This window comes from Oligoflexia bacterium (genome assembly GCA_035326705.1).
Taxonomy (GTDB): domain Bacteria; phylum Bdellovibrionota_G; class JALEGL01; order JALEGL01; family JALEGL01; genus JALEGL01.
On record DAOLES010000002.1, the window covers coordinates 103,235 to 129,413 of the forward strand.

Genomic DNA, 26,179 nt, shown 5'->3' on the forward strand with positions numbered 1-26,179 from the left:
TTTGTTTTAAGACTTAATCGGTTTAATCTTAATGGTATTACCCGGGTAAAGGGTAATGTTGTTTTGGTTGAGGTCGTTCCATTCTAAAACATCGTTGACGTTTGTTCCATGTTCTCGCGCTATAGACCATAAGGAGTCACCTTGTTTAACTTGATAATAAATCCATTGACCTCCGTTACTATCATTTTGTGCAGTTTGTTTTTGCCCTGAAACAACACCTGGAGATTGGACATAAATGTTTTGTCCAATTTGAACGGTTCTTGAGTTTTGAATATCGTTCCATTGTCTAAGTTGACTTACAGAAACACTAAATTTGCGTGAAATTGACCATAAGGAGTCACCTGATTTAACTTTGTACTGACCTGATGCTGGAACTTGTCTTTGTGCGTTTGAGGTTACTGAAGATGATTTTTTTGCTGATGTTTGTGATCCTGAGTAAACACTTCCGCGTTTTTGTGGGATGACCAAAAGCTGGCCAGCTCTTATTCGGGTAGAGTTCATATTATTGATGCGCATGATACTTCTGTAAGGTACTCGGTACTTTCTGGCAATGGTAGATAAAGCTTCACCACTACGAACACGATGCTTGGTGACCAAGTCTACAGTGTGTTTATTTATTTTTGGTAAAGCTTCTTCAAAAGCCAGCTCCATGCCCATGGGGATTTTTAGTTCATAGTTAGGGTATTTTGGTGGCGTAACGCCTCTAAGTAGTTCAGGATTTAAGTCATGTAAAGTGCTTGTCGGTATATTTAAGTACTTAGCAATAACAGAGAGTTCTGTGGGTTTTTGAATAATAACTTTTGAGTATTGTAGAGGCTCTTGATATTCAATATCTGTAAAACCGTATTTTTCAGGTTCTTTAGCAATAATGGCAGCAGCAATCATTTTTGGCACATAATTCTTGGTTTCTGGTTTTAAATATCTAAAACGTGACATTTCCCAAAAATCATTGGTGTCATAGCGTTTGATGGCGCGTAGGATTTTAAATTCTCCAGCATTGTAGCCGGCAGCAGCCAAGTACCAATGATCAAACATATTATAAAGGTCTTTTAAATATTGTGCGGCAGCCAGAGACGATTTTTCTGCGTCTCTACGCTCATCAATCCACCAATTGGACTTTAAACCATAACGTCTACCTGTACCACTAATGAATTGCCATAGGCCACTGGCATGGGCATGAGAATAAGCACTAGGATGATAGCCACTTTCTATCATTGATAGATAAACCAAATCCAAAGGTAAGCCATTTTCAGCCAGTATTTTTTTCATCATAGGGATGTATTTACCAGAACGGGACAGCCATCTTGCATAAGATTTTCTGCCTCTACCTTGAAAATAATCCATCCATTTTTCTACCTTATCATTCATGACAACGGGAATATCAAATTCTGGTTGCTTTTGTTTGGTCTGTTTTTTATTTTTTTTACTATCAGAGTCTTTATCTTGCTCTTGTATAGGGTCAGTCTGGGGCTTTTCTGCTTCAAAAAAAGCGCTTACTTCATTTTGTCCAGATATTTGAGCAGAAGATACATCGTGTGGTTTTTTTTGTGTACAAGAACTAACAATGACAGTTACAATAAACGTTATGCAAAAGAGAAAATTTTTTTTAAAATCCATTATATTTACCTTAAAACCTACAGTTGAATAAAAAAATACAGACATTTTATGACTGTTGAACTTCTAGAGTAGTGCATGTACTATTTTTTCAAAAGAAAAAAATCTTTTCAAGGATTTTTTGTCTATAAATGGGTTTTTTTATGGAGTATTTTGTTGTATGCAGAGATTTATGCCAATACATGTCTGCAAACAAACTATAGTTTAAAGCTGGTGCAAAAAAAAACCAATCATTTTGAATTGGATACACAAATCAAAATAACAGCACCAGATGCTTGGAGAAAAAATAGTTTAAGCTTTGCTTTTTATCCTAAACGTTATCAAGAAAAATTACCTTACTTGCATGATCTTAATTATCATAGAATTTATCCAAAAGGTTTTAAAGTCAGCAGTAGTCAAATTCATTTTGTTGAACTCAATGGGAAAATAAAAAAAATTATTTGGGAAGAAGAGGGAAATAAGCGCATCAAACAAACTTTATTTAAAATAGATCTTAACCCAGATGAAATTGAATATTTGAATCAAGGCAACAGCCTTAATCTTGTTATAAAAGCAACTTTAAATTTACCACAAAAATTTGGCGCCTTTGGTTATTATCGTAAGCATGTAGCATTGCAAAATGCTTGGTATCCGTATCTTTATGATACCTGTGCTACCAAAACGGATCAAACGGATTATCTCCCGCAGCAATCTGCATTGACAGTTACTGTAGAAAGCAAGCACGCAACAATTATTAATGGGCAGTACTTTAAAAATAAAAGTGATAAAAAAACGGTTACTTTAGATCAAACAGGTGATTTAAGTTTACGCTTAGGACCAAGAATCAGAGAAAAACCATTTAAACATACCCCATGGCTGAAGCTTTATCACTATAAACATCTTAACGCATCTTACTTAGAATCAATGCAATCTTTGGCTCTTCAGTGGCAAAGTTTTGTGCAAGAAAAACCTGGGCTTAATTTGCCAAAAAATATTTATATGGTTGAGACGCCTATGCGTAGATTTTTGGTCAAAAAAACAGAATCTATGGCATTTGTTTCTGATCGTTTGTTTCAACTCAATGGCTATTTACACAAGTATCATTATATACCTGTTGTACAAGCTTGGTTTTATCAGATGTTTGCGCAAAAAGTCCAAGCTAATGAATCTACTTCAGAAAGTCGTTGGGTTACGGATGCTTTGGCTTGGTATTGGACACATGAATTTTTAAAAAGTTTACAGTTTAAACATATGGATGCACGTAAGATGCCTCTTTTAAAAATGTTTAGTTTTTTACCGGTGGTAGATTTAATTATTTATTCACCTCAGTTTGCTTTTGTAGATACTTTTTATAACAACCCATATCCATGGGACTACAATCGTGATGACCCCGTTCATTTTTATGATGATAGAACTTGGGGTAGAAGCTTGGTGGAAAAAATGAATGATTGGTTGGGGCAAGAAAAAACAGCCAAGATTTTTCAAGACTATTTAAGTCAATCCAAAAGTTTAAAGTTAATGGCTAAAGAGGTATATGAAGGTGATATTGAAGAAGCTTATCAGCAATGGCAATTTAGACCGCCATCAGCCAATTATAAAATCAGTAAAGTCAAAAGTAAAAAGGTGGCCAAGAATCAATATCAACATCATATTATTTTTAGCAAAGAGTCTAAAAAAACGTTTAAAGAGCCGGTTGAGATATTAGCAGTTGATAAACAAGGGCAGGCTTTTAAATTTAAATGGTTTGATGAAAAAGAAGCTTATAAAGTTGATTTTACATCCAATGCCAAGCTCAAAAAAACATACATAGATCCAAGATCAAGATTATCTGAATGGCAACGCCATGATAATACAAAACCTGCACCCTATAAATTTGTTCTAGAGCAAATGCTTTTGGATTATGATGTCAATGAAAATGTCCCACTTATTTTTTTAGGAGGGGTGTTGCGTAAAAAGTTAGGGGGATACAATCGTTATCGGGTCAGTGGCTATTATTTAGGAGAAAGTTATGGTGTTGGGTTAGGTTACACACGGCTTTTTGGCCGGGCAGTAGATGGTCTAAGGTTGAGTCACGGAGCCTCTATCACAGCTAATTTTTCTAGAGTTACCCAAGACAATGTTTTGACCGATAGTGGAACTTTGGTGGATTTAACACCTGCCAGTGATGTCAGTAGTATTGGCTTAAGTTATTTCTTTGGCAATCAATTGTCTTTTACCAATCCATTATCAGGCGGTGGTGGAGCATTTTCTGTCAAATGGGGCAGTTCAGCCTTATGGGCAGATCATGACTATATTAATGCTAGCCATGCAGCTTCATGGGTCTTTCCTTTGTATACGATTAATCATTTATTAGCGTTTCGCTATAATCTTAGTATTAACTCTAAAGGCATTCCTAGCCAAATTCAACCTAGGCTTGGTGGGGTGACTGCCATTAAAGGGATATCATTTAATGATGAAGCGTTTCAGGGCAGGTACCAGTTGTTAACCAGCGCTGAATACAGGCATTTTTTATTGCAAGACATTGATATCAATCTTGGCTTATTTAGAATCAGGGATATTCAAGGGGCATTTGGTTTAGATGCAGGGCATGTGACCGCCACGGTTCAGGAGCAAGCAGAACAGATTGTTAATTCAGGAGCACAAAGAACAGGCTTTAAAGATTTATGGAAAGTGCAAGATTTTACGTATGGAGCCAACTATGGCTTGAGGTTTCACATTGATTACTTTGGCGTTAACCCATCTGTGATTCGTTTTGATGCTGCTAGAACATTGGATAATCAGCATGGAGGCATAAAGTTTTATTTAGGATTTGATCAGAGTTTCTAAACATTTAAAGACGGTTCAGTAATCCAGTGATGAGGAATGTTTTTCATTAGTAAAGCATTATCAAACTCTATGCTGTTTTTTGGAAACTGTTGAGTGTTGTTAAAATAGCTAGAAACCACTTGATTAACACTTAGTGTGTACATTTCCCAAACATATGTTTTTAGGGTTAACCCTTGAAAGGTTTCTTTTTTGTCTGTTGGAGAAAAACCACAGGAGCCATTTCTAAAAAACTCCGAAGCTTGCTCAAAACTATTAAACATAGATTGTTTGGGGAAAGATTGAGTTGTAGTACAATCTATTTCTAAAAAAGTACCATCCTTTTTATTTTTAAAAGATACATAATAATGATTTTGACTTTCAATAACTTTAAAATTGGATAAATGATGAATGCCTGGAAATAAGCAACCCCCGGCCATAGCATTAAGTTTTGAAGATGTGTCTCTTCTGGGAATATATACTCCGTCACGATAGCCGTTTTTTGTTGGGTATCGAACAGCAAAACGATGGGCAGCGTTTTCAGATCTTATTCCTGCAAAACAATCTGGGAGAAAGGTGGGTTTAATACCATTTAGTCTAATAAGGCATATCCCAACAGAAGCAAAGTTATTCAATACAATTGGTTCAAACGGTGTAGGAAGAAGTTTTTTTGCGACGATTGGGTCCAATTTATAATTAATTAATATTCTTCTTTCAATTACACCTTTGATGCTTGGTATGTTCACAATAAAAGAGTAGCAGTTTAAAAAATAAAAAACCAGGTAATGATTTTCAGTAAAAATGGCTTTGTTGCTTTGTGAGCTTTTTCATTTGTTGTGATTGAGGTATAATTAAATTTCAATGCGCAAGGGAGTAATACTGATTTTTGTGGCTTCATGCTTGGCTTTTTCTCAAAGCTATGAACAGGTACAAAACATTGATCAATTGTTGCAAATATATGTAGTACAGCCGCATATGCGCAGCAAAGAAGAAAAAGTAACCGTTAAACGTTTGCGTAATGGACAAGCCTATGCTGCTAAGATTGCCTACTGGAGAAGTCTTAAAGGTAGAGATAGTGAGCAAGAAGTATGTAATGCCTACCGCTGGTTACTGTTTGGACGAGGCAAATATGGCCAAGGAGCAGCCGATATTTTTATGCGTTATCCAAAGCTACGTTATATTGAGTTAGAGTTTTTTGACGTTGATTATACGACAGTATTAGGTAAGAAAAAAGGTGAAGTCTTGCCTGCAAGACGGCCCATCAGTTATTTACGCTTGGGAGTCAAACCGGGCAATTTTCCACAAAACAGAAACACACTGGCCAAACTCAAAAAGAAACTGTACAAAGGGAATTGTATACGTGTAGCGCAACCATTTATTGATAAGGCAGTTTTTGATGAAAAATACATTCAACAAGCATATTAAACGTTCTAGCTTATCAAAAGGCATGACTTTTTTGGTCTTAACTTTATGCATTGGTTTTAGCCAGCTTAGAGCTAATACCTATCATGATAACCAGCACTTGCAGTTTTGGTTGAGTACTTTAAAACAAAGCCCTTTTATTTTGTTGCAAAAAAATGCTGCCAGACAATTGGGATTGATGGGCGATATGCGGGCAAAATCTGAATTAGAGTATCAGGCAATTAATCATCCATCACATGAGGTCAGAGCCGAAGCCTTGTATGCCTTAGGCCGTATGGGTTCTATGGGCAGTATGGCTGTTTTGCAACGTGCCCTTAATAAAGAAACCCACCCCGAAGCTCAAAAACAAGCGCAATTGGCCTTGGATATATTAGAAAAACGCAGAGATTATATTGAGCAACTCAAAGAACAAAAACAATAAGCTAAGGTGTAAAGCAACTTAATCCAAGAGATATATTTTGCTCATTAATTATTTTAAGTTGCTTTGGGCTGTATTCCCAATTGCATTGATCAACATATTCAAGGTGTAAAGTTAAAGAAATCTCCTCAATCCTCAGGGCTTTTTTATTTAAATGGTTTGTAATAAAATTAAGGGTTGTTTCTAAGCTATCTGAGTTATTTGATGTACTATGAACATTGATCTATAGTCTTGTGTTGTTATTATAAGAAGCAAAATGAGACAGGTGAAATTCTTTTTCATACAACTCAACAAGCGATTTAAGCGTAGAATAATTGATAGCGTTTCCACTAAAATAACAGATGGTAAAGTTATCTTTGATCATAAATGATTTGAATCTTTTAGCTTTTCGAAAAAGAACTAAAATTCAAAACGCTAGCCATAAATTCGTTCTTTGGCCATGGTGATGGCAATTTTTGCTGTATCTTGGTTTTCTTGTTTTGAGCGGTTTAAAATAGTCAATACTGTGTCATGAATTTGATGGGTTTTGGCTTTGGCTGCCGTTTCATCATAGCCATGGCGTTCTTGATCAACATTAATTAAACCACCGGCATTAATCACAAAATCAGGCGCATATACAATATTTTTCTCAAATAAAAGTTCAGAAATGGCAGGACTTTCTAATTGATTGTTGGCCGCGCCAGCAACAATTGGGGTATTGAGTTGCGGTACAATTTCTTCGGTAATAATGCCACCTAAAGCGCAAGGCGCTAAAACATCACATTCTACAGTAAGAATATCATCTAAAGTAGTTGCTTGCGCATTGAACTCTTGTTTACAGCGTTCAATACGTTTTTCATTGATGTCCGTAACAATGAGTTTTGCCCCTGCTTCATGCAGTAATTTTGCTAAAGGGTAACCTACATGTCCTAGGCCCTGAATGGCAATGCGTTTACCCGTAAGATCTGAGGAACCAAATTGAAAGGCTACACTGGCCAAAATACCTCTATACACACCGTAAGCGGTCATGGGCGAAGGGTCACCTGAACCACCAAAAGCAGGAGGTGCCCCGGTAACGTGATTGGTTTCTGATTTTACAGCAATCATGTCTTCATCAGAAGTGCCAGAGTCAACCGATGTAATATATTTACCATTGAGACGTTCAACAAAGCGACCAAAAGATTTAAGTACCGCTTCATTTTTGTCAGTTTCTGGGTTGCCAATAAGCACTGATTTTCCGCCACCTAAAGATAAACCCGCAATTGCAGCTTTGTATGACATGGCTTTGGATAAGCGCAGAACATCGTTTAATGCGCTGGATTCATCTTTGTAAGGGTAAAAACGTAAACCGCCCAAAGCAGGTCCTAAAGTAGTACTATGTATTGCAATAATGGCTTTAGCCCCAGAGTCTTTGTCATAAAAATAGTTAATGTGTTCGTAATTTTTTTCTTGCATGAGCGACATGATGTTGCTCGTAGGCGTGGAGGAAAAATCTTGTTTCATTGCCATGATGTCTACGAGATAACTGCGCATGAGTCAAGGCAAGGACGATTTATTTTAAAATTAAAGAACCATAAGAATGGACCAGTTGCGCTGCTAAGTATTGGGTATTATTAGGGTCACTGGATCGTCTTCTGCGCAAGTAGCTATTGAGAATGCTTTTGTTACTATCTTTATGTTGGTTTTCAAAACCACTGTTTAAATAAGATTTACGGACTCTGCCATTGATGTGATGTAAGAATGTAACTTGACCGTCATTGCTTATGCTTTCAACAATGCCAACATGACTTAATGGGTCATTGAGTTTTCCGTCACCGTTGCGGTCATAAGTGTCAGAGAAAAAGATGAGGTCGCCCATTTTGGGGAATTGATCTTTGTCCAAAATAAAACCGTTTTTTTCAATAAACTGATAAAGAATAGAAACCCCATTGCCTTTAACATTTTGTATTCTAGCGTATTTTTTAGTGAGTAAGCCATTGCGATGCAAGATACTGGCAATATAACCACTGCAGTCATGTGAAAAACTTGCGTCTTCAAATTGGTAAGATCTTGATCTTTTTAATTGATAGGCATCTGCTACCAGGCGTCTACGTTTAGTGCCATCAGAATGACTGTCCCAAAGCATGTTATTTTTTTTCAAGGTTTTGTGACATGCACTGCTTGAAAAAATAAAAACAAGACACAAAAAAAACAAGCTCACATTTTTTAAACTATACTTTTTCTGGTTTGGGTTTATTGTGTCTAAATTAAATGGCATATACCCTTAAGATTATCACGAATAAAAAAAACTAAAAGTTAAAAAATACTTACTTGACATGATGATTGTTTAAAGTGTTTAAGCTAATATTCAAATGACCCCATTTAAAGAAATTGTTAAAAAAAGTCTGGTTGAACATTTGCAGTTGGACAGTAGTGTTCTTGAAGAGCTTTTAGAAAAGCCGCAAAACCCTGAACACGGGCACTTATCTTTACCTTGTTTTATTTGGGCAAAAACACTTAAAAAAGCACCAAACCTTGTTGCGCAAGAATTTTGTCAAAAACTAGAGCAAGTAACTTTAGACGAGCAAATACAAAGTGTCACAGCGATTGGTCCATATCTAAATTTTAAGCAAAATCAGATTTTATTGGCACAAGATTTATTAAAAACAATCTTAAAAAAAGGAACAGGCTTTGCTAAAAAAACTTTAAGCAATTCACCTTCAGTGGTTTTAGAGTTTTCTAGTCCAAACATTGCAAAGCCCTTGTCCATTGGACATTTAAGAACAACCAATATTGGTGCATGTTTATCCAGAGTTTTTAAACATCAGGGTTGGAGTGTGATTCGTATTAACCATTTGGGAGATTGGGGAACCCAATTTGGTAAAGTGATGTTGGCTTTTAGATTATGGGGAAATGCACAAGATTTGGAAAAACACCCTATTGATACTTTGTACAAATTGTATGTAAAGTTTCATGAGGAAGAAAAAAATGATCCAAGTTTAGCGGATCAGGCAAGAGAATGGTTTACAAAACTAGAACGTTCAGATGAAACAGCTAAAGAATTATGGCAATGGTTTAAGGATATTTCTTTAAAAGAACTCAACACAATTTACCATGAGTTGGGGGTTGAGTTTGACCATGTTTGGGGCGAAAGTTTTTATGTAGATATGCTTGATGATTTGATTGCAGATTTAAAACAAAAAAAATTATTAAAAGACAGCCAAGATGCCAAAATTGTTGATTTAAAAGAGTACAATTTAGGGGTCAGTGTTATACAAAAAAAAGATGAGAGCTCTTTGTACATGACCCGTGATTTGGCGGCGGCACAGTACAGGTACCAACAGTTCAATTTTGATCAAATGCTTTATGTGGTTGGCAATCCGCAAAAATTGCATTTTCAGCAGCTATTTAAGATATTAGAGCTTTTAGGCTGTGATTTTGTTGATAAATGCCATCACATTGCTTATGGCCATGTGGATTTTGGCCATGAAAAAATGTCTACCCGCAAAGGCAATATCGTTTTACTCAAAGATGTCTTGCAGCAGGCTAAAGAAAGAGCTTTGAAAGTTATTGAAGAAAAAAATAGTACTCTGGAAAATAAGCAAGATGTTGCTAACGCTGTGGGGGTAGGAGCGGTTTTGTTTGCTGATCTAAACGCCAAACTGGCGCGAGACGTAAAATTTACCTGGGATGAGATTTTAAACTTTGAAGGTGAAACGGGCCCATACTTGCAGTACGGTTTGGTTAGAGCCAAGTCAGTTTTGGAAAAGTATAATGGTAGATGGACGGATCAAATAGACATTAACTCTATTGAAACAACTGAAGAACAAAGTTTGTTGCAAAGCCTTAATGATTACCCGCAAATTTTGGACAAAACACTTCATGAAAAAGAGCCATTTTATTTGGCACAATATGCCTTAGAATTGGTTAAACAATTTAATCGTTTTTACACCAAATGCAGAGTTTTAGATGCTCCAAAGGAGCAAAAATATTTTAGATTGTGTTTGGTTAAGAGTACAACCATAGTTTTAGAGGCCAGTTTAAAGCTTTTGGGGTTGCCCATAGTCGAAAAAATGTAAACTCACAGCTTTAAACTTACCAATCATTTAAAGCTGTGGATTAATGTATAAAATTAATTTTTAGAGTAAACGGTTTTTCACTCTCCGATTTCTATAAGCAGCATAAGCAGCTGGATCTTTAATGAAAGGGTTACGTTTTTTTTGCTGACGATCAACCGGACTTTCAAAAATTTCCGCGTCATCAAACTGCGAGTTTTCTGCTTTTAATTTATCTAAGTCTACATTCTTTACACTATCTTTTTCTTTACTCATATTCACTCCTTAAATGCCCCCTTGCGGACATTAAAGCAAAAAACAACTAAAAAATCAAACACTGTTTTTTTAAAAAAACACTTTATAATCAATAATTTAAGCTTTGCGTTGTAAAAAGAAACTAAAAAAATAACGCAAAACATCATTTTGTTTGTAGATAAAGTTAAATCATTTAACCTAGATTATTGGTTTATTGACCTTTTTTTTGTAAAACACTTTGCCAATAATGAATATTAGCAAACAGCGCCTGTATTGTTACATTTAGATCTTCAATATACTGTTCCAAAGGAGGATCAGTTAGGTTGTAGCATAACGTGCTATAGTTTCTTCTTAGTACAATGGCGAGCATTGGGATGCCCCTATTATGCATGTATAGTTCTGGCATACCAGGCATAAGTTCATTTAAAATCAATGGCTCATAACCATTGTATTCGTTAGCATTAATGGCTTGGTGAATATATTCAGCAATTGTTCTGGGATCTTGGTCATCAAGATGAAAAATACCTCCGTTGTCTATAGCAGAATGTAAAGAAACAATATTATTGAATGTAATTTTAGGGTGATTGTTTGCAACTAAATTAATTAAAGCTTGGGTCTCAGCTTCACTGTTTTCTGTGCCTCTATAAATATCAGAGTTAGGGTCATCAGAAAAAGTAGGATTACCATTGTTAAATGTTTCATCGTCATCTGGGTAGCTTTGATCATTGTAAAATCTAAAGTCTTGGGAGCATTGTGGGTCAAAAAAATTACGGTCTATATCAACACCAAAACCATTTATGGTTTCTCCATTTTTAGTCTGGTTGGATACTGGGCGTCTATTTTTTCTCCACACTTCATTGTGTGTATTGGCATAAACAAATCCGTCAGGGTTTAAAATGGGGATAAACCAGACGGCAGTATTACAGTATTGTTGGGGGTTAACAGTTAACTGGTGTAAAAATTCTAGCATAGAATAAAGGTTAGACATTACTGTAGATCTTTCTCTAGCATGGGCTAAAGATACCCAAACAAGATTGATATTTGCAATGCTATTGGGGCACGCAATTTTATAAGCATAAATTGGTCGTTTTTCATAGCTGGTGCCAAGTTGAATTGTTTCAATGAGTTGTGGGTACTCTTGATTTAAAAAATGTTGGATAAAATACTCAATTTGCTGATACAAGGAGAAGAGCAAATAATGTTCAAGACGAGAAAAAAACTCTGCTGAATGTTCGTAATCACTATGAAGCTCAAATTCTCTAACGTGAGAAAGGCTTCGGCCTATAGTTAAATCATAGGTAATTCTTTTATTCCTTACAGATTCTCTGATTTCCATTAGTGCAAATGGGTCTATGAAATAGGTAGGACTACCCTTTACTTGACTATATGTATTATTTTCATCTTTTTGAGCAAATCCCCAAAATATGATGTTGCTATTTGAATCAAGTGAAATATACACGAGTTGATTTCTACCATCATCAAAATTTACTGTAGCAAAAAAAGTTTTTGTACTTGATTGGATAAAAAAGGGATTAAAACTGTCCCATTCAGGTAAAGCTTCACTGGCAAAGCCAGTGTGAACAATAAAAATTATAAATAAACTTATTTTTTGTATCCATCTCCACATATAGTTGCGTAAGTAGCATAATGCTAAGCAGCAATCAATAGGTTTTATAATAAAAAAAGCCCGGTAGGTTTTTATCTGCCGGGCTTTTAAACGTTAATATTAAATGGATTTATTTCTTTTTTTTATGTTTCTTGTGCTTTTTTTTGCCAGATTTTTTTTGACTTTTTTCTGGTGCCTCACTTTTTAACATTTCCCAAACTTTTTTGTTTTGTTCCTCTGTTAATACTTTTGATGAGGTGTGTTGGTGCATTAAGTTATGTTCAACTTTTTGTGCTTTTAACGCCCCTACTTTTTGGGCATGCTCTTTGATTTGCGCTTCTGTTAGCTTCTTGTCATGAATTTTTTGTGCAAAGTCGTCATGCAACTCTTTCCATTCTTTATGCAATTGATCTTGCTTTTTTTCATAGCTTTTTTGCTGATCTTCAAGCGTTTTGACTTGTTTTTTATCCAGACCAAGTTCTTTTGCATGGCTCAAGTAAAATTGGGTGTGGTCCATTTTTTTCTTGGCCCAATGATGCTTCTTGTATTTTGCTTTGCAGTGCGCACAAGCATCTTGTTTATTGGTGTCACAGGCTTTACCTTCACAGGCTTTGGCAGATTCTGAACCGCAATCGCAGGCTGCTTGTGTGTGGTTGTCTGCCATGACGACAGTATTATAGTTAAAGGTTAGTCCTAGTAAGATGAGTATTAAATATATTTTTTTCATACTTACTATTTTTGTGGCAATAGCCAAAATAGTCAAGTTTTGTTATATCCAAGCACTAAAGTTATGCAGACATACAACTACCAAATCATTCAAAATAAAAGTTACAATGAAATTCTTGCTTTGCAAAATCAAATTAGAGATGGAATCATCAATGAAGCTAGACCAGGAAAGATTCTGATGGTTGAACATCAACCGTGCATTACCTTTGGCAGAGCAGAAAAAGGTGAGAATTTAAAACATAGTTTTTCTTGGTTAGAAAAACAGGGTTTTGAATTGGCACAAATTAACCGCGGTGGAAAAATCACCTACCATGGCCCCGGTCAATTGGTTTTATACCCTATTGTCAATATGAAAGACTTTTCAATGGGCGTAAAGCAGTTTGTCTGTGGTTTAGAAAAAGTGATGATTCATGTGTGTCAGCAATATGGAGTTAAAGCGCAAAGAAAAGAAGGGTTTCCTGGGGCATGGGTCAATGAGCAAAAAAAACTGGGTTCTGTGGGGATTCATGTGCGTAAGATGGTGAGCATGCATGGCTTTTCATTGAATATTAATCCAAATTTAAGTCATTTTGATGTGATGTTACCCTGTGGTTTAGATGGCGTACAGATGACCTCCTTGGCCAAGGAAACAGGCAATGACTTGGACTTTAAAACCTGTTTTGACCGGGCAAAAAGTGCTTTTGAAGAGGTTTTTTCTTGTAAGCTCACAAAGAGCTAGTAATAGTAAATATTAGCTAAGTTATTGAGCTAAGGTAATATGTGAGGGCATTTTACATGACCGAGCACACAGGAGCGAAGAAACAAAAACGATGTTTTTGTTTCTGAGAGGGACGTGAGGGCCTCTTAAGAAAAAGAGCGTAGCGAGAGAAGAGGTTTTTTCTTGTAAGCTCACAAAGAGCTAGTGATAGTAAGTTTTAGCGGAGTTATTAAGTTGACGTGTTATGAACACAAAAAAGTTTTCTACTGGCTCAAACAATGGGTAGCAAAGCTACCCAAACTCGCCATACGAAAATCTTTTTTATGCTCAAACATTTTGAAAATGAAAAACCGGAAGAGAGGCCATGTGCTGACTCTGACCTGGGTGGCGCCACGATAAACTGGCAAAAGAAGCTAAGGCTGCCATAGGAAAAGAAGGTTTATCCTGAATTTTCCCCGGGTGGGATGAATTGGCCAAAAACGACGTTTTTTTAGACATTCTTGTGAGGAACGAACTAGAATGTTTTATGCAAAGCCGTTCAAGAAGGGGCGGGCCCTGCATAAGCAACTGTAAGACACAAGGTCTAACAGTTGCTAAAGATCCCCCTTAAAAGGAAACTAAAGAGGCTAGATTTTATATCGTGGCCGACTGGGTGGGATGAATTTGACGGAAACCGCGTTTTCGTCAAAGAAGGGGGGAAGATCCCCCCTTAAAAGGAAACAACAGATGATTCAAAGTTTAAAAGGCATGCCAGATATATTGCCTGGCGAAGTAGAGCAGTGGCAGCAATTAGAGCGCATTTTGCGTGATATTGCGCATAACTATGGTTACAGTGAAATCAGAACCCCTGTTTTAGAAAACGCAGATTTATTTATAAAATCTACCGGTGAGCATACGGATATTGTCCAAAAAGAATTTTATCGTTTTGAAGATAAAAACGGTGACTCCATTAGCTTGCGGCCAGAAGGCACACCGGGAACGGTCAGAGCTTTGATGCAGCACAAACTCTTAGCGCAAAAAAGCCCACAAAAATTGTATTATATGGGCCCTATGTTTAGACGGGAAAGACCGCAAAAAGGACGCTTTAGGCAGTTTCATCAAATGGGGGTGGAGTATTTTGGCAGTAGCGCGCCAGGCGCAGATGCAGAAGTGATTTCCATGCTTTATCAAATCTGTCAAAAACTAAATATTCCTTCGCCTAAAATCATGCTCAATAGCCTTGGTGATGAAACCTGCAGACCAAAATACAGAGAAGCTTTACTCAACTATTTACAAAAGCATCAAGCAGGTTTGGATCAGACTTCTCAACAAAGAATGCAAGATAACCCTATGCGAGTATTTGATTCTAAAGATGAAAAAACCCAAGAAATCATGCAAAATGCCCCGGTGATGTTGGACTATTTGAGTGACACTTGTAAAGCTCACTTTGATCAAGTTCAAGAACAATTGAGTCAAATGCAGATTCCTTATGAGATTAACAATAAGATAGTCAGAGGTTTGGATTATTACACCCACACTGCCTTTGAAGTGATAGCCCAAGGTCTGGGTAGTCAAAATGCCGCCGGCGGCGGCGGGCGTTACAATAATTTGATCAAGTCTTTTGCAGGGCAAGATATTCCTGCTGTAGGTTTTGCCATGGGCATGGAACGTTTACTGATGATCAGTAAAATAGCAGAAGTAGAAAAAGCAAAGCAATGTGTTGTATTGCCTTTAAGTGACAAAGCCCAAGTAAAAGCCAATCAATTGGCCTGGTCTTTACGACAATTGGACTGGGCCAAAATCATGAATATCGATGTTGTGTTTGATAAGACCAGTATGAAGTCTGGTTTGAGAGCAGTTGCAAAATTGGACCCACACTATGTATTGATTCTTGGTGACCAAGAACTAGAGAATAATTCGGTTTTATTTAAAAATTTTATCAGTAAAGAGCAGAAAGAAATTGAATATAATAAGTGTATAGATTTTTTAAGTGAACAAGTTTTAAAAGATAAAAATGAGGTAGGCATAGATGCAAAATTATAGAAGCCATACGTGTGGGCAATTAAGTGCAAAAGATAAAGATCAAGAGGTTTGTTTAACCGGTTGGGTTAATAGAAGACGTGATCATGGGGGAGTTATTTTTATTGATTTAAGAGACCGTTATGGAATCACGCAGTTGGTGTTCAATCCTGAGCAAAATGCGCAAGCCCACAGTGTAGCGGATGCTTTACGGCATGAAGATGTGATTGCTGTACAAGGTAAAGTTTCTTTACGTTTAGAAGGCATGGTGAATAAAAATATGACAACCGGTGAAATTGAAGTTTATGCTCATGAACTTAATATTTTATCCAAAGCTAAAACACCACCATTTCCTATCAATGAAGATAGCGATGTCAGTGAAAGTGTGCGTTTAAAATACCGTTATTTGGATATGCGTAGAGAAGGTTTACAGAAACATTTGATTCTTCGTCACAAGTTAAATCATGCATTGAGAAACTTTTTAAATGAAGAAGAGTTTCTTGAAATTGAAACGCCTATTTTAACCAAAGCTACGCCAGAAGGGGCAAGAGATTATTTGGTGCCTAGTCGTGTGCATCCAGGAAGTTTTTATGCTTTACCGCAATCTCCACAGTTGTTTAAACAGTTGTTGATGGTCTCTGGCTTTGATCGTTATTATCAGATTGCGCGCTGTTTCAGGGATGAGGATTTGCGTGCGGATAGACAGCCAGAATTTACCCAATTGGATATGGAAATCAGTTTTGCCCATGAAGATTTAATTTTTAACTTGATAGAAAAAATGATGGCGCATGTGTGGACTAACGTTTTAAATAAAGCTTTACCAGAAGCACAATTTGAACGCATGAGCTATGTCCAAGCCATGGAAGAATATGGTTCCGATAAACCAGATTTACGTTGGCGCATGCCACTTAAAAATTTAAATGCGGTATTTGAAAACACGGAGTTCAATGTTTTTAAATCAGTTGTTGCAAACCAAGGTGAAATAAGAGGCTTAAGAATTCCCGGTGGCAATGCGATTGCTAGAAATCAAGTGGATCAGTTGGTTAAAATGGCACAAGATCATGGAGCCAAAGGCATGGTTTGGGTCAGACTAAAACCAGAAGGTTTAAGCTCTTCGGTAGAGAAGTTTTTAAGCCCAGAAGAAATGCAGAGTATGGGCAAAGCCTTAGGACTTAAAGAAGGTGACTTAGGTTTGTTGATTGCGGATAAAGCGGATGTATCGCGCAGAGTTTTAGGCGTCATAAAAAAAGAATGTATTGCTCGTTTAGAGATTGCACCAGAAAAAGAGCATGCGTTTGTTTGGATTACAGACTTCCCCATGTTTGAATACGATCAAGAAGCGGGACGTTATTTTTCTATGCACCACCCATTTACCCATCCCAAATTAGATGAAGGGCAAGAGTTATCGGAAAAGACTTTGGATACACTTAAAGCCAAAGCTTATGATTTGGTGCTCAATGGCTATGAAGTGGGCGGGGGTTCTATTCGTATCCATGATAGTAAAATGCAAGCCAAAGTATTTGATGTATTAAATATCAGTGAAGAAGAAGCAAAGTTAAAATTTGGGTTTTTCTTAGAAGCTTTAAAGTATGGTACGCCACCACATGGAGGCATTGCCTTTGGTTTAGATCGTTTGGCTATGATTCTATCTGAAACCAGTGCAATAAGAGATGTAATTGCGTTTCCAAAAACACAAAATGCAAGTGACTTGATGTGTGAAGCACCGGCCATGGTTCCGCAAGAAAGTTTAGATGAATTGCACATTGTCTCAAAAGGTACGGCCTTACTTTTGAGAAACAATCAAAATAAAAAATCTCAAAAGTAAGGCCGTACCTTTTGAGATTTGAACAACACAAAGATCGTCCTGAGAAGCATTTTGCTTTAGAAGAACACTTTTTGCGTATGAATTTCAGTCGTGTTGTGGGAGTGGATGAAGCTGGTAGAGGTGCCTTGGCGGGGCCTGTGGTTGCTGCGGCAGTTTGTTTTGAAAAAAAACCTGAAGCGCTTTTGTATGATATCAAAGACTCTAAGAAGATTGCGGAAAGAAAACGAGAAGCCTTATTTGATATGTTGATTGCGTTACCCTACATTGATTATGCAGTTGGCATTGTTGATGCAACTAGTATTGATACCATGAATATTTTACAAGCCAGCTTGCACGCCATGCAGATTGCAGTGAGCAATTTAAAACAACAAGCAGATTTATGTTTGGTGGATGGCCATATTCCCTTTAAATCAGATATTAAACAATACACGTTAACCAAAGGCGACGATCGTTGCATATCCATAGGAGCAGCTTCTATTATTGCTAAGGTTACAAGAGATAGAATGATGCGCCAATACCATCAAGATTACCCTATCTATGATTTTATCAAACACAAAGGTTATGCCACAGCTGTGCATAAACAAGCTATTGTTGAACATGGTATGAGTCCACTGCATAGAAAAAGCTTTCAATTTAGTCGGTAATTGGCACCTTAAATTTTGTTTAAAGTTAACAATAGAAAAACCTTAGGAGATTTGGGAGAAGAGCAAGCGCAAAAGTTTTTGCAAAAACAAGGGTACAAGCTGCTGTACAAAAACTACCGCTGCCCTTTAGGTGAGATTGACTTAATCATGTCTAAGGCAAAAACCGTTCTCATTGTAGAAGTTAAGTCTGGCAGTCATTCAAATATTTCTCCCAAAGTTCATTTTGACTGGCATAAGAAAAAAAAATTGATTCGTTTGGCGCAATTTTTTTTAATGCATTATCCAAAGTATTGTGACTACACATTGCAATTTGATTTGGTGGTTTACCAACCGCATTTGCCTTGCAGCATAGAGCATTATCCCTATGCCATTGACGATATGGATCAACTGTGATTGATGAAAAATATGCATGCAACAAATTATCAAATTCGTAAAGCCAAGCGTGGAGATGAACAAGCTATTCATGATGTTCATATGTATTCCATCATGAATGTATGCATTCATGAGCATGGCAAAGAAGAAGTTGCAGGCTGGGGACAAAGACCGTTTGATCAGCAAAAGTGGGCCAATGCCATTGATAAGCATTGTGTTTGGGTTGTGGAAGATCAAGTTATGGATGCTATCAAAGGTATGGCCTGTTTGATCTTAAACAAAGAAGAAAGCTATGCGAATCTAGCAGCATTGTATTTTCATCCAGACATTATTGGTATGGGATTTGGACGAGAAATGATGGAAATCATGACAAAAGTTTGCAAGGAGAGCTTAATTAATACGATTAAGATGGATTCATCCTTAACGGCTTTGGGCTTTTACAAAAAAATGGGTTTTAAGGAGATGGGACCTCTTGTAAAAGAAGAGATAGGTGGTTCCATGGTCAGCGGTATTCCTATGCAACGCGTAATTGAATAACAGCTCATATCGGGCAGTATTAACTTGTGGATAACTAGAGGTTTTTTCTGTTATTCGGGGCAAAAAAACGTTATGAGACGTTCATGAAGCCAAGAGTTGCTATTTTTGCTGGGATGTTTAAAGAAAAATCAGATGGTAGTGCCCGCTCCTTGATTCAACTGTCCAAAAGCCTGAGTAAGCAAGGCATTGAGCATATGGTTTTTTCGCCTTGCGTAGATGAATTTGATTCTTCACACCTTTGCGTATTTGAAGTGACATCAATCCCAATATTTTTCTATCCTGAATACAAAATTGGCTTTTTTTCCAAAAAAGTTAGGCAAGCCTTAGAGCAATTTAAGCCAGATATAATCCATGTTTCAACCCCAGATTTAACCGGGCATGGGGCGACTAAATATGCCAAAAAGCATAATATCCCCTTAGTGGGATCATTTCATACGCATTTTCCATCGTACTTGCCATATTACAGGCTTGGATTTTTGCAGCACTGGTTATGGGGGAAGTTAAAAAAACATTACAATCAATGCCAAGCTGTTTTTGCGCCTACCAAAATTATCCAAGATGAACTTTTAAGTCATGGTATTGTAGGCTTGGGTAAAAATAAACATAAGCATGCCATAAAAATATGGAGTCGCGGTATTCATGAAACGATGTTTTCTGCAGACAAAAGAGATGTTACATTGCGCCAAACTTGGGGTGGAGACGACAAGTTTTATGTGTTGTATGTGGGGCGTTTGGTCTGGTACAAAAATTTAGAATGTATAAGAAAAGTATATGATGATTTGTCTCAAGGTCAGCCTGAACTTTTTAGAAAGATTAAATTTTGTTTTGTTGGCGATGGACCCGCCAAAGAAGTGTTAAAAAATCAAATGCCCAAAGCGCACTTTTTTGGCAGCATAAAGCCAGAAAAAATTGGGCAATATTACGCAAGCGCAGATGTTTTATTTTTCCCTTCAACCACGGAGACCTTTGGTCAAGTTGTTCAAGAAGCTTTAGCCAGCGGCTGCCCAGCCTTGGTTTCAAATCAAGGGGGCTGTCAGGAAATTGTTAAAGAGTCGCAAGCGGGTTATATTTTTTCTCAAGATGATATCCCAGCCTATTCAGCTAGCATTAAGGAACTTGTAGTAAACTTAAACAAAAGGCAAAACTTACAAGAAAAAGCATTGGCTTATGCTAAAACCAAGCAATGGGATCAAGTCAACCAAGCTGTTATTGATGTCTATAAAGATTTGGTAAATCTATCAGTTCCTTTGCAAAACAATAGAAAGTTGGGATAATCATTGATGATGTTTAAGAAGAAATATATTTTGCACAGTCTTATTTTTATGTTTTTTGGAACAGGTGTTTTTGCCCAAGAAAAATTGGTTCTAGAAGATTTTGAAAAACAAGGTGTGGGCGCAGTGGATTTTAATGGTTGGCATGTGTCAGACATTAAAGGTGAAGCTAAAGATATTTATTCTATTGTTAAGGAAGACAATAATTTATTTTTACATGCAGATAGCAAAAAAACAGCAGCAGCAATATTTAAGATTAAAGGTTGGAGTTTAAAGTATAGACCTGTTTTGTCATGGCGTTGGCGAGTTCATAAGCATCCAAAAGGTGCTAAACCTTTATCAAAACCCAATAACAGTGCTGCATCGGTCTATGTTATTTTTAGAAAAAGTTTAATACCTCTACGTTTTGAGACTATAAAATATGTTTGGGCGGAAAATGAACCTGTAGATGGCCATGTTTATAAAGACGGTAAAAATCCGCAGGAGTTAATTGTAATCAGATCAGGAAAAGAAGGTATGGGAGAATGGATCACTGAAGAGAGAGATGTATTGGCAGATTACCAGAAATATTTTAAGACGGATAAAGTTAGAAGTCCCATGGCTTTTGGAATTTTAACTGATTCAGAACGAATCAAAAAGGGGCATGCTATTGCAGATTATGATGATTTTGTTTTGTTAAAAGAAAAAAGTCAACCAAAGAAGCCAACACCGAAAGCTGAAGAAAAAGTAGTGCCAACTCCAGATCCAGTTGTTACTGATTAAGATCTTTGTTAAGGGTTTAAAAAGTATAAACTATTAAATTTATACTGTGGATCGATTAAAAAAGGGAAATCAATTATATGCCAACTAAAATATATCCGGTTATTCTTTGTGGAGGTTCTGGAACTCGCTTATGGCCGGTTTCAAGAGAAGATTTACCAAAACAGTTTGTTAATTTTTTTTCAGATAAAAGCTTATTACAAGAAACGCTTGAACTTACCTCAGATAGAGAAAATTATGCCCCACCCATTATTATCTCTAATCAAAGATTTGAACATCTTCTTAAAAGTCAAATACAAGCCATAGGCTTAGATTATACAGCCATCATCCTAGAGCCTGAAGCTAAAAATACAGCTCCAGCCATTGCTTTAGCAGCCTTAAGTTTAATTGAAAACAATAGTGATGCATGCATGTTTGTGATGCCATCAGATCATAAAATTATGCAAGAAGAACTGTTTAATCAAACGGTTTTTGAAGCAGCAAAATACGCTCAAAAAGGTAAACTGGTCACCATGGGGATTGAGCCACATTCTCCGCATACGGGTTATGGTTATATAGAATGTGGTGAACAATGTTCTGAAACAGACCACGGCTTTGTTGTAAAAAGCTTTAAAGAGAAACCTAATCTAGAAACAGCTACACAATTTTTAAAAACCAATCAGTATGTTTGGAACAGCGGCATGTTTATGTTTACGCCCAACAGCTATATAAACAATCTAACTTTGTATCAGCCAGAAATTATTGAAAATTCAAGACTAGCAATGCAAAACGCTCAACAAAATGATTTGGTGATCCATCCTGAGCAAGATAGCTTTTCTCAATGTACTTCAATATCAATTGATTACGCAGTTATGGAAAAAACATCTGATGCAGTTGTTGTCAAAGCTACGTTTGACTGGAGTGATGTTGGTGAATGGACTGCAATTTCTGACTTATCAATTGCAAATGCAGATGAAGAAGGCAATGTTAAAAATGAAAATGTTTTTATAGAAAACACCAAGAACACATATGTACATAGCAATGGCCGGTTGATTGCTGTTATTGGTTTAGAAGAAAGCATTGTTGTAGACACTAAAGATGCCTTATTGGTTGCTGCTAAAAGCCAAGCGCAAAGAGTAAAAAATATTGCGGAACAATTAAAATCATTAGATAGAGTGGAGTTAAAAAAACCAGCCGTTGTGAATAGACCTTGGGGTTCATATGAGAGTGTTGATCAAGGTGAAAAACATCAAGTCAAGCATATAGTAGTGAATCCGGGACAAAAGCTTTCTCTTCAATACCATCATCACCGCTCAGAACACTGGACAGTTGTTAGTGGAATTGCACTGGTAACAATCAATGGTGAAGAAAAGATCTTAAAAGAAAATGAATCTGTATTCATACCACAAGGAGTATCACATCGCCTTGAAAATAAAGGAACTGAAGCTTTGCATTTGATAGAAGTTCAGTATGGAAGTTACCTTGGAGAAGATGACATTGTTCGTTTAGAGGATGTTTACGGTAGGGTAACCAAGTAGTTATTTTTCTAAATTTAATAGTAAAATATTCTAAGATTCAAAAACACATCATTTTGTTTATGCTCTTAGGCATAAGAAGAGCTGGGACAACAATTTTTTTTATGATAAACATTAACCATGGAAATCTTAGTGGTTGCACATCAATATCCACCTTCTACAGGAGGAATGCAAAAACAATGTTATGAGTTGGTCACGCATTTAGAAAAAAATTATACAGTTCATAAACATATATACCAAAGCGTAGGTAATAAAGTGTGGTTTTTTTTAACTGCAGCTAAAAGAGTATTAAATTTTTTAAAAAGTCATCCTGAAACAAGATTGATTTATATCAATGATTTAATTATGCTTTTGTTTTTAACACCAATTTTAAAAAAAATTAAAATTCCAGTCATTGTTACTGTACATGGTCTTGATGTTGTTTATCCAAATACATTTTATCAACGCTGGCTTAAAAAAAATTTAAAAAAATTAAGTGCAATTGTTCCAGTTAGTTTTCAAACTGGAGAAGAGTTGATGAAACGTGGAGTTCAAAAAGAAATTATTTTTCCAGTAAAAAATGGAGTCTCTCTTGATCCTATTCAACAGTTTACCACAAAAGAAATTGATGAAACCTTGAAAAAATTTGGATTGAAACAATACAAAAAAATTATTTTGTCTATTGGTAGGCCTGTTGTACGAAAAGGTTTTTCATGGTTTGGAGAAAATATTGTACCTCACTTAGATAGTTCAACGGCTTATGTTATTGTTGGGCCCAAACTAGAAAATCCTAAGCTATACAGAACTTTGCTGAATATTCCTGGACTAAAAAAAATTATTCAAAGAATTTTTCTTTTAGGTGTACCAACGGATGATTTGAAAATTGAAACATTACAAAAAAAATATTCTAATATAGTCCGTTTAAGTAACCTTTCTAACAAAGAACTTAAAATGCTATTGCAATATGCAGATTTATTTGTGATGCCAAATATAAAAGTGCATGGTGACTATGAAGGTTTTGGTTTAGTGACTCTGGAAGCAGCGTCATCCAAAACCATTTGTTTAGCAGCCAATGTTGATGGTATACCCTCAGCAATCACACATAAAAAAAATGGTGAATTATTAAAATCGGCAGATGTAGAGCTATGGAAAGCCAGAGTCATTGAACTGTTAAAAGATGATCAGCAAAGAGAATCTTTAGCACAAGAGTATAAGATTTATACAGATGCAAACTGTTCATCTTGGCAAGATATGGCTTCTGAATACGTAGATGTTTTTAAAAAAATCATAAGCTACTAATTTTTTTTATCAAGTTACCAACAAAGTGTAACTATTGCTTCTTTTTTGTCAGCAGAAAGTAATATGAGGGCAAAGCAACAAAAACAACAAATAAACTAGCAAATTCACCTATTAAAGCCAATTTACCAAAAGAGGCAAGTGCCTGGCTGTTGGCACTGATTAAAGATAAGTAACTGACAATGGTGGTCATAGAACAAACAATAATTGCTGATCCCGTGTTTTGAATAATTTGTGATAAGTTAGATTGACGTTGGGATAATTGATAAAAGAAATTGATAGCATAATCAATACCTATTCCAAAGCTAATGGGCAGAGCAACGAAATTAATAAAATTAAATTTTATATCAAACATAACTTGAGCAAAGAGCATAAGCAAAAATGATGAGACGACTGAAATTGCCATGTACATAATAAGCTGACGCCGTAAAAAAACGATTATAATGAATAAAATGACCAATAAAGAAAGCAAAGTTGTTTTTGGTGCATCTTTTTTGATTGCAGCGATAAGGTCAGCTAAAATAAAACTTTGTCCAGCAACAATAGCATCACCAATTTTGGCAGCCCTTTGTTTTATGTCTTGAGTATATAAAACAAGATTTTTTGAATCGTGTCCCAGTTTTGAACGAATAGGATAAAGGTAAGCAATGGTGTTATAAGTGTTTTCATCTTCTTTGAATTTACTTTTAATCAGTTCTGGTAAGTCTTTGGCAGCAATTTTTTTAATGTTAGATAAATTTTGTTTGATTTCAACAAGATCTTTTTTTTCTTTTTTATTTAAAAAATTAATGGATTTATCATTGAGTAAGGTTTTTATTTTTTTTAATTCAACGAGTTTTTCATCTTGTTGAGTGGGAAGAAAAGAATAAATAGATTCACAACGGTCTAATAAATTATCAGGATCATTGCTATCAATACTATTGCTAATATCGTCACAAAATGCCTGATTGTCTTTATCAAAAAGAGCAACCGTAGGATTAACCTCTTTAAAAATATTGTTGGCTTTTTTAAAGATAGGATTGCTGGTTTTGTTTCTGAGTTTAGAAAAATCATACTCCAAAGAGTTGGGTAAATAGTTAATAATGGGTTTAATGGTTGATAAAAGAAACAGGGTTAATATTACTGCTAGAATAACATGACGTTTTTGAATTAAATTAGCAAAAGCGTCACTTACAGTGTGAGCGATATTTGTAAAAAACAATCTGGTTTTACTTTGGATATTTGAAGTAGAGCTATTGAATATAAATAGAGGCAAGATCATGAAGTTTGCTGCCCAAGCCAGAAAAATACCAATTGAACCAACAATACCAAATTGTCTTAAGCTATTAATTTCTGAAAAATATAAGCATAGAAATGCCAAAGAAGTTGTGATTGCAGAGAAAAATGTAGAAAAAACCGTTTTATCTGTAGCTTTTAAAAATGCTTTAAACTTAGATGTATGATTTTTAGAAAAAGAAAAATAAGCTGATAATAAAAGTATGCCCGTGTTAACCCCATTACCCACAATTATACTCATTAAAAAAACTGTGATTGAAGTTAGGTAATCAAAGCAAAAGTAAGCAATGCCCATAAGGGTTAAGACAGAATATACCAGTGGGATGACTAAGAATAAAACAATCCGAACATTAAGAAAGTAAATAAACAAAATTAAAAAAACTAAAGATAAACACAAAGTCAAAGTAGATAACATATCTCGTATAAGTGTCTTGTACTCAAAAACAGTTTCATAGAGAGAACCAGACAGTTTAATGCTTAAGTTTTTATGTTTGGTTTTTGGAATGGTTTGTTCTATGACCTCATCTACTTTTTTAATTAATTTTTCATTGGATGCTATGCCACTGATGGATGAGCTAGGTTGAATGATGATAATTGCATAGTCTTGTTGCTTAGAAAAAAAGTAACCTTTGTAAAATTGGTCTGGGGAGTATTTATTTTGTTGAGAGTCTTTGTTTTTGTATTTTTCTTCAATATCAGAAATATCAAACTCAACTTCATTGTCTTCTAGGTCAAAAAATAAGGGGTTGTTTTTAAGTTTTTCGTATCTTATTTTTGCATTGAGGCGTTGACGAATGGTTTTTAGGTCTTCTAGATCTAGATATAAGTATTTGTTTTTATCATAAAAATCTTTAGCATCTGATATTGTATAATTGACTTTCTTAATGAGTGTTGAGTCAATACGCTTAAGTACTGGAACCAGGGTGTCAATGCTGTCCACAATAAGATCTTTATCATCACTTTCAAGTACTATAGATAAGAGCTGTGTGCTTTCTTGTCTGCGTTCTTGTAAAAGATCCATTGCTAGAACACTGGGTTTGTTTTGGGGGAGTAAAAATTTGAAATCACTATTGATTTTTAGTTTTTGAACTAAAATCAAACTTGGCACCAAACATAAAATTAGCCAAAGACTATATTTAATAGGGTGTCTTAAAATATATTTTAAGATCTTTTTTTT

General features: G+C 35.8%; 23 protein-coding genes. 14 read left to right on the top strand and 9 right to left on the bottom strand.

All coding sequences use genetic code 11. From position 1 onward, the window contains the following. Window positions 1–6 precede the first annotated feature (6 nt). Window positions 7–1,617 carry a LysM peptidoglycan-binding domain-containing protein gene (locus PKC21_03620; protein HMR24425.1) on the bottom strand — a complete coding sequence of 537 codons (1,611 nt, stop codon included), beginning with the start codon at window positions 1,615–1,617 and terminating at the stop codon, window positions 7–9. Window positions 1,618–1,692: 75 nt separating this feature from the next. Here PKC21_03620 and PKC21_03625 point away from each other — a divergent pair, with 75 nt between their 5' ends. Further along, complete coding sequence (locus PKC21_03625) at window positions 1,693–4,419, top strand: hypothetical protein (GenBank protein ID HMR24426.1); 2,727 nt, start codon at window positions 1,693–1,695, stop codon at window positions 4,417–4,419. On the opposite strand, the gene PKC21_03630 is transcribed toward PKC21_03625, so the two are convergent. Next, window positions 4,416–5,141, bottom strand: a complete 726-nt coding sequence (locus PKC21_03630) for a DUF2071 domain-containing protein (GenBank protein HMR24427.1) — start codon at window positions 5,139–5,141, stop codon at window positions 4,416–4,418. The two genes, PKC21_03625 and PKC21_03630, sit on opposite strands and share 4 nt — an antisense overlap. A 115-nt stretch (window positions 5,142–5,256) precedes the next feature. On the opposite strand from PKC21_03630, the gene PKC21_03635 reads away from it, so the two are divergent. Both PKC21_03635 and PKC21_03640 read left to right on the top strand, forming a co-directional pair. Then, entirely contained in the window at window positions 5,257–5,820 is a 564-nt protein-coding gene (locus tag PKC21_03635) for a hypothetical protein (protein ID HMR24428.1), read from the top strand. Continuing rightward, complete coding sequence (locus PKC21_03640; protein HMR24429.1) at window positions 5,792–6,238, top strand: HEAT repeat domain-containing protein; 447 nt, start codon at window positions 5,792–5,794, stop codon at window positions 6,236–6,238. Before PKC21_03635 ends, PKC21_03640 begins: the two co-directional genes overlap by 29 nt. Window positions 6,239–6,649: 411 nt before the next feature. Here the strand turns inward: PKC21_03640 and PKC21_03645 are convergent, their stop codons facing one another. Then, window positions 6,650–7,723, bottom strand: coding sequence for a Glu/Leu/Phe/Val dehydrogenase (locus PKC21_03645; GenBank protein ID HMR24430.1), 1,074 nt, complete (start codon window positions 7,721–7,723; stop codon window positions 6,650–6,652). Window positions 7,724–7,766: 43 nt separating this feature from the next. Continuing rightward, entirely contained in the window at window positions 7,767–8,471 is a 705-nt protein-coding gene (locus tag PKC21_03650; GenBank protein ID HMR24431.1) for a CHAP domain-containing protein, read from the bottom strand. A 94-nt stretch (window positions 8,472–8,565) separates the two neighbouring features. Between PKC21_03650 and argS the strand changes: the two genes are divergently transcribed. Next, window positions 8,566–10,272 (top strand): arginine--tRNA ligase, encoded by a 1,707-nt coding sequence (gene argS / locus PKC21_03655; protein ID HMR24432.1) that lies wholly within the window; start codon window positions 8,566–8,568, stop codon window positions 10,270–10,272. Between the two features lie 60 nt (window positions 10,273–10,332). Here the strand turns inward: argS and PKC21_03660 are convergent, their stop codons facing one another. From PKC21_03660 to PKC21_03670, 3 genes are all read right to left on the bottom strand, one after another. Then, window positions 10,333–10,524 carry a hypothetical protein gene (locus PKC21_03660; GenBank protein ID HMR24433.1) on the bottom strand — a complete coding sequence of 64 codons (192 nt, stop codon included), beginning with the start codon at window positions 10,522–10,524 and terminating at the stop codon, window positions 10,333–10,335. Between the two features lie 190 nt (window positions 10,525–10,714). After that, entirely contained in the window at window positions 10,715–12,130 is a 1,416-nt protein-coding gene (locus PKC21_03665; GenBank protein ID HMR24434.1) for a M14 family zinc carboxypeptidase, read from the bottom strand. Between the two features lie 109 nt (window positions 12,131–12,239). After that, a complete protein-coding gene (locus PKC21_03670) occupies window positions 12,240–12,836 on the bottom strand; it encodes a hypothetical protein (GenBank protein HMR24435.1) in 597 nt (198 codons plus the stop codon). Window positions 12,837–12,899: 63 nt separating this feature from the next. Between PKC21_03670 and lipB the strand changes: the two genes are divergently transcribed. After that, a complete protein-coding gene (gene lipB, locus PKC21_03675) occupies window positions 12,900–13,553 on the top strand; it encodes a lipoyl(octanoyl) transferase LipB (GenBank protein HMR24436.1) in 654 nt (217 codons plus the stop codon). Window positions 13,554–13,859: 306 nt separating this feature from the next. On the opposite strand, the gene PKC21_03680 is transcribed toward lipB, so the two are convergent. Then, complete coding sequence (locus PKC21_03680; GenBank protein HMR24437.1) at window positions 13,860–14,030, bottom strand: hypothetical protein; 171 nt, start codon at window positions 14,028–14,030, stop codon at window positions 13,860–13,862. A 228-nt stretch (window positions 14,031–14,258) separates the two neighbouring features. Between PKC21_03680 and hisS the strand changes: the two genes are divergently transcribed. The 9 genes from hisS to PKC21_03725 all read left to right on the top strand — a co-directional run bounded on the left by hisS (window position 14,259) and on the right by PKC21_03725 (window position 23,730). After that, window positions 14,259–15,554, top strand: coding sequence for a histidine--tRNA ligase (hisS, locus tag PKC21_03685; protein ID HMR24438.1), 1,296 nt, complete (start codon window positions 14,259–14,261; stop codon window positions 15,552–15,554). After that, the gene (aspS, locus tag PKC21_03690; protein ID HMR24439.1) at window positions 15,541–17,355 is read left to right on the top strand and encodes an aspartate--tRNA ligase; all 1,815 of its coding nucleotides are present in this window, start codon (window positions 15,541–15,543) and stop codon (window positions 17,353–17,355) included. Before hisS ends, aspS begins: the two co-directional genes overlap by 14 nt. 11 nt (window positions 17,356–17,366) lie before the next feature. Beyond that, the gene (locus PKC21_03695) at window positions 17,367–17,999 is read left to right on the top strand and encodes a ribonuclease HII (GenBank protein ID HMR24440.1); all 633 of its coding nucleotides are present in this window, start codon (window positions 17,367–17,369) and stop codon (window positions 17,997–17,999) included. A 15-nt stretch (window positions 18,000–18,014) separates the two neighbouring features. Beyond that, window positions 18,015–18,392, top strand: a complete 378-nt coding sequence (locus PKC21_03700; GenBank protein ID HMR24441.1) for a YraN family protein — start codon at window positions 18,015–18,017, stop codon at window positions 18,390–18,392. A gap of 3 nt (window positions 18,393–18,395) precedes the next feature. After that, a complete protein-coding gene (locus tag PKC21_03705; protein HMR24442.1) occupies window positions 18,396–18,908 on the top strand; it encodes a GNAT family N-acetyltransferase in 513 nt (170 codons plus the stop codon). An 83-nt stretch (window positions 18,909–18,991) separates the two neighbouring features. Further along, entirely contained in the window at window positions 18,992–20,182 is a 1,191-nt protein-coding gene (locus PKC21_03710) for a glycosyltransferase family 1 protein (GenBank protein ID HMR24443.1), read from the top strand. Between the two features lie 6 nt (window positions 20,183–20,188). Beyond that, on the top strand, window positions 20,189–20,941 hold the full coding sequence (locus PKC21_03715; protein ID HMR24444.1) for a DUF3047 domain-containing protein: 753 nt from the start codon (window positions 20,189–20,191) through the stop codon (window positions 20,939–20,941). 77 nt (window positions 20,942–21,018) lie between these two features. Beyond that, window positions 21,019–22,455, top strand: coding sequence for a mannose-1-phosphate guanylyltransferase/mannose-6-phosphate isomerase (locus tag PKC21_03720; protein HMR24445.1), 1,437 nt, complete (start codon window positions 21,019–21,021; stop codon window positions 22,453–22,455). Window positions 22,456–22,572: 117 nt separating this feature from the next. Next, a complete protein-coding gene (locus tag PKC21_03725) occupies window positions 22,573–23,730 on the top strand; it encodes a glycosyltransferase family 4 protein (GenBank protein HMR24446.1) in 1,158 nt (385 codons plus the stop codon). A gap of 31 nt (window positions 23,731–23,761) precedes the next feature. Here the strand turns inward: PKC21_03725 and PKC21_03730 are convergent, their stop codons facing one another. After that, complete coding sequence (locus PKC21_03730) at window positions 23,762–26,101, bottom strand: MMPL family transporter (protein ID HMR24447.1); 2,340 nt, start codon at window positions 26,099–26,101, stop codon at window positions 23,762–23,764. Between the last annotated feature and the right edge of the window lie 78 nt (window positions 26,102–26,179).

What these genes read in the sequence shown, in the direction of transcription:
- PKC21_03620 (HMR24425.1), bottom strand. Translation starts at nt 1,617, where the DNA reads ATGGATTTTAAAAAAAATTTTCTCTTTTGCATAACGTTTATTGTAACT.
- PKC21_03625 (HMR24426.1), top strand. Translation starts at nt 1,693, where the DNA reads ATGTACTATTTTTTCAAAAGAAAAAAATCTTTTCAAGGATTTTTTGTC.
- PKC21_03635 (HMR24428.1), top strand. Translation starts at nt 5,257, where the DNA reads ATGCGCAAGGGAGTAATACTGATTTTTGTGGCTTCATGCTTGGCTTTT.
- PKC21_03640 (HMR24429.1), top strand. Translation starts at nt 5,792, where the DNA reads ATGAAAAATACATTCAACAAGCATATTAAACGTTCTAGCTTATCAAAA.
- PKC21_03645 (HMR24430.1), bottom strand. Translation starts at nt 7,723, where the DNA reads ATGGCAATGAAACAAGATTTTTCCTCCACGCCTACGAGCAACATCATG.
- PKC21_03650 (HMR24431.1), bottom strand. Translation starts at nt 8,471, where the DNA reads ATGCCATTTAATTTAGACACAATAAACCCAAACCAGAAAAAGTATAGT.
- argS (HMR24432.1), top strand. Translation starts at nt 8,566, where the DNA reads ATGACCCCATTTAAAGAAATTGTTAAAAAAAGTCTGGTTGAACATTTG.
- PKC21_03660 (HMR24433.1), bottom strand. Translation starts at nt 10,524, where the DNA reads ATGAGTAAAGAAAAAGATAGTGTAAAGAATGTAGACTTAGATAAATTA.
- PKC21_03665 (HMR24434.1), bottom strand. Translation starts at nt 12,130, where the DNA reads ATGTGGAGATGGATACAAAAAATAAGTTTATTTATAATTTTTATTGTT.
- PKC21_03670 (HMR24435.1), bottom strand. Translation starts at nt 12,836, where the DNA reads ATGAAAAAAATATATTTAATACTCATCTTACTAGGACTAACCTTTAAC.
- lipB (HMR24436.1), top strand. Translation starts at nt 12,900, where the DNA reads ATGCAGACATACAACTACCAAATCATTCAAAATAAAAGTTACAATGAA.
- PKC21_03680 (HMR24437.1), bottom strand. Translation starts at nt 14,030, where the DNA reads ATGTCTAAAAAAACGTCGTTTTTGGCCAATTCATCCCACCCGGGGAAA.
- hisS (HMR24438.1), top strand. Translation starts at nt 14,259, where the DNA reads ATGATTCAAAGTTTAAAAGGCATGCCAGATATATTGCCTGGCGAAGTA.
- aspS (HMR24439.1), top strand. Translation starts at nt 15,541, where the DNA reads ATGCAAAATTATAGAAGCCATACGTGTGGGCAATTAAGTGCAAAAGAT.
- PKC21_03705 (HMR24442.1), top strand. Translation starts at nt 18,396, where the DNA reads ATGAAAAATATGCATGCAACAAATTATCAAATTCGTAAAGCCAAGCGT.
- PKC21_03710 (HMR24443.1), top strand. Translation starts at nt 18,992, where the DNA reads ATGAAGCCAAGAGTTGCTATTTTTGCTGGGATGTTTAAAGAAAAATCA.
- PKC21_03715 (HMR24444.1), top strand. Translation starts at nt 20,189, where the DNA reads ATGATGTTTAAGAAGAAATATATTTTGCACAGTCTTATTTTTATGTTT.
- PKC21_03720 (HMR24445.1), top strand. Translation starts at nt 21,019, where the DNA reads ATGCCAACTAAAATATATCCGGTTATTCTTTGTGGAGGTTCTGGAACT.
- PKC21_03725 (HMR24446.1), top strand. Translation starts at nt 22,573, where the DNA reads ATGGAAATCTTAGTGGTTGCACATCAATATCCACCTTCTACAGGAGGA.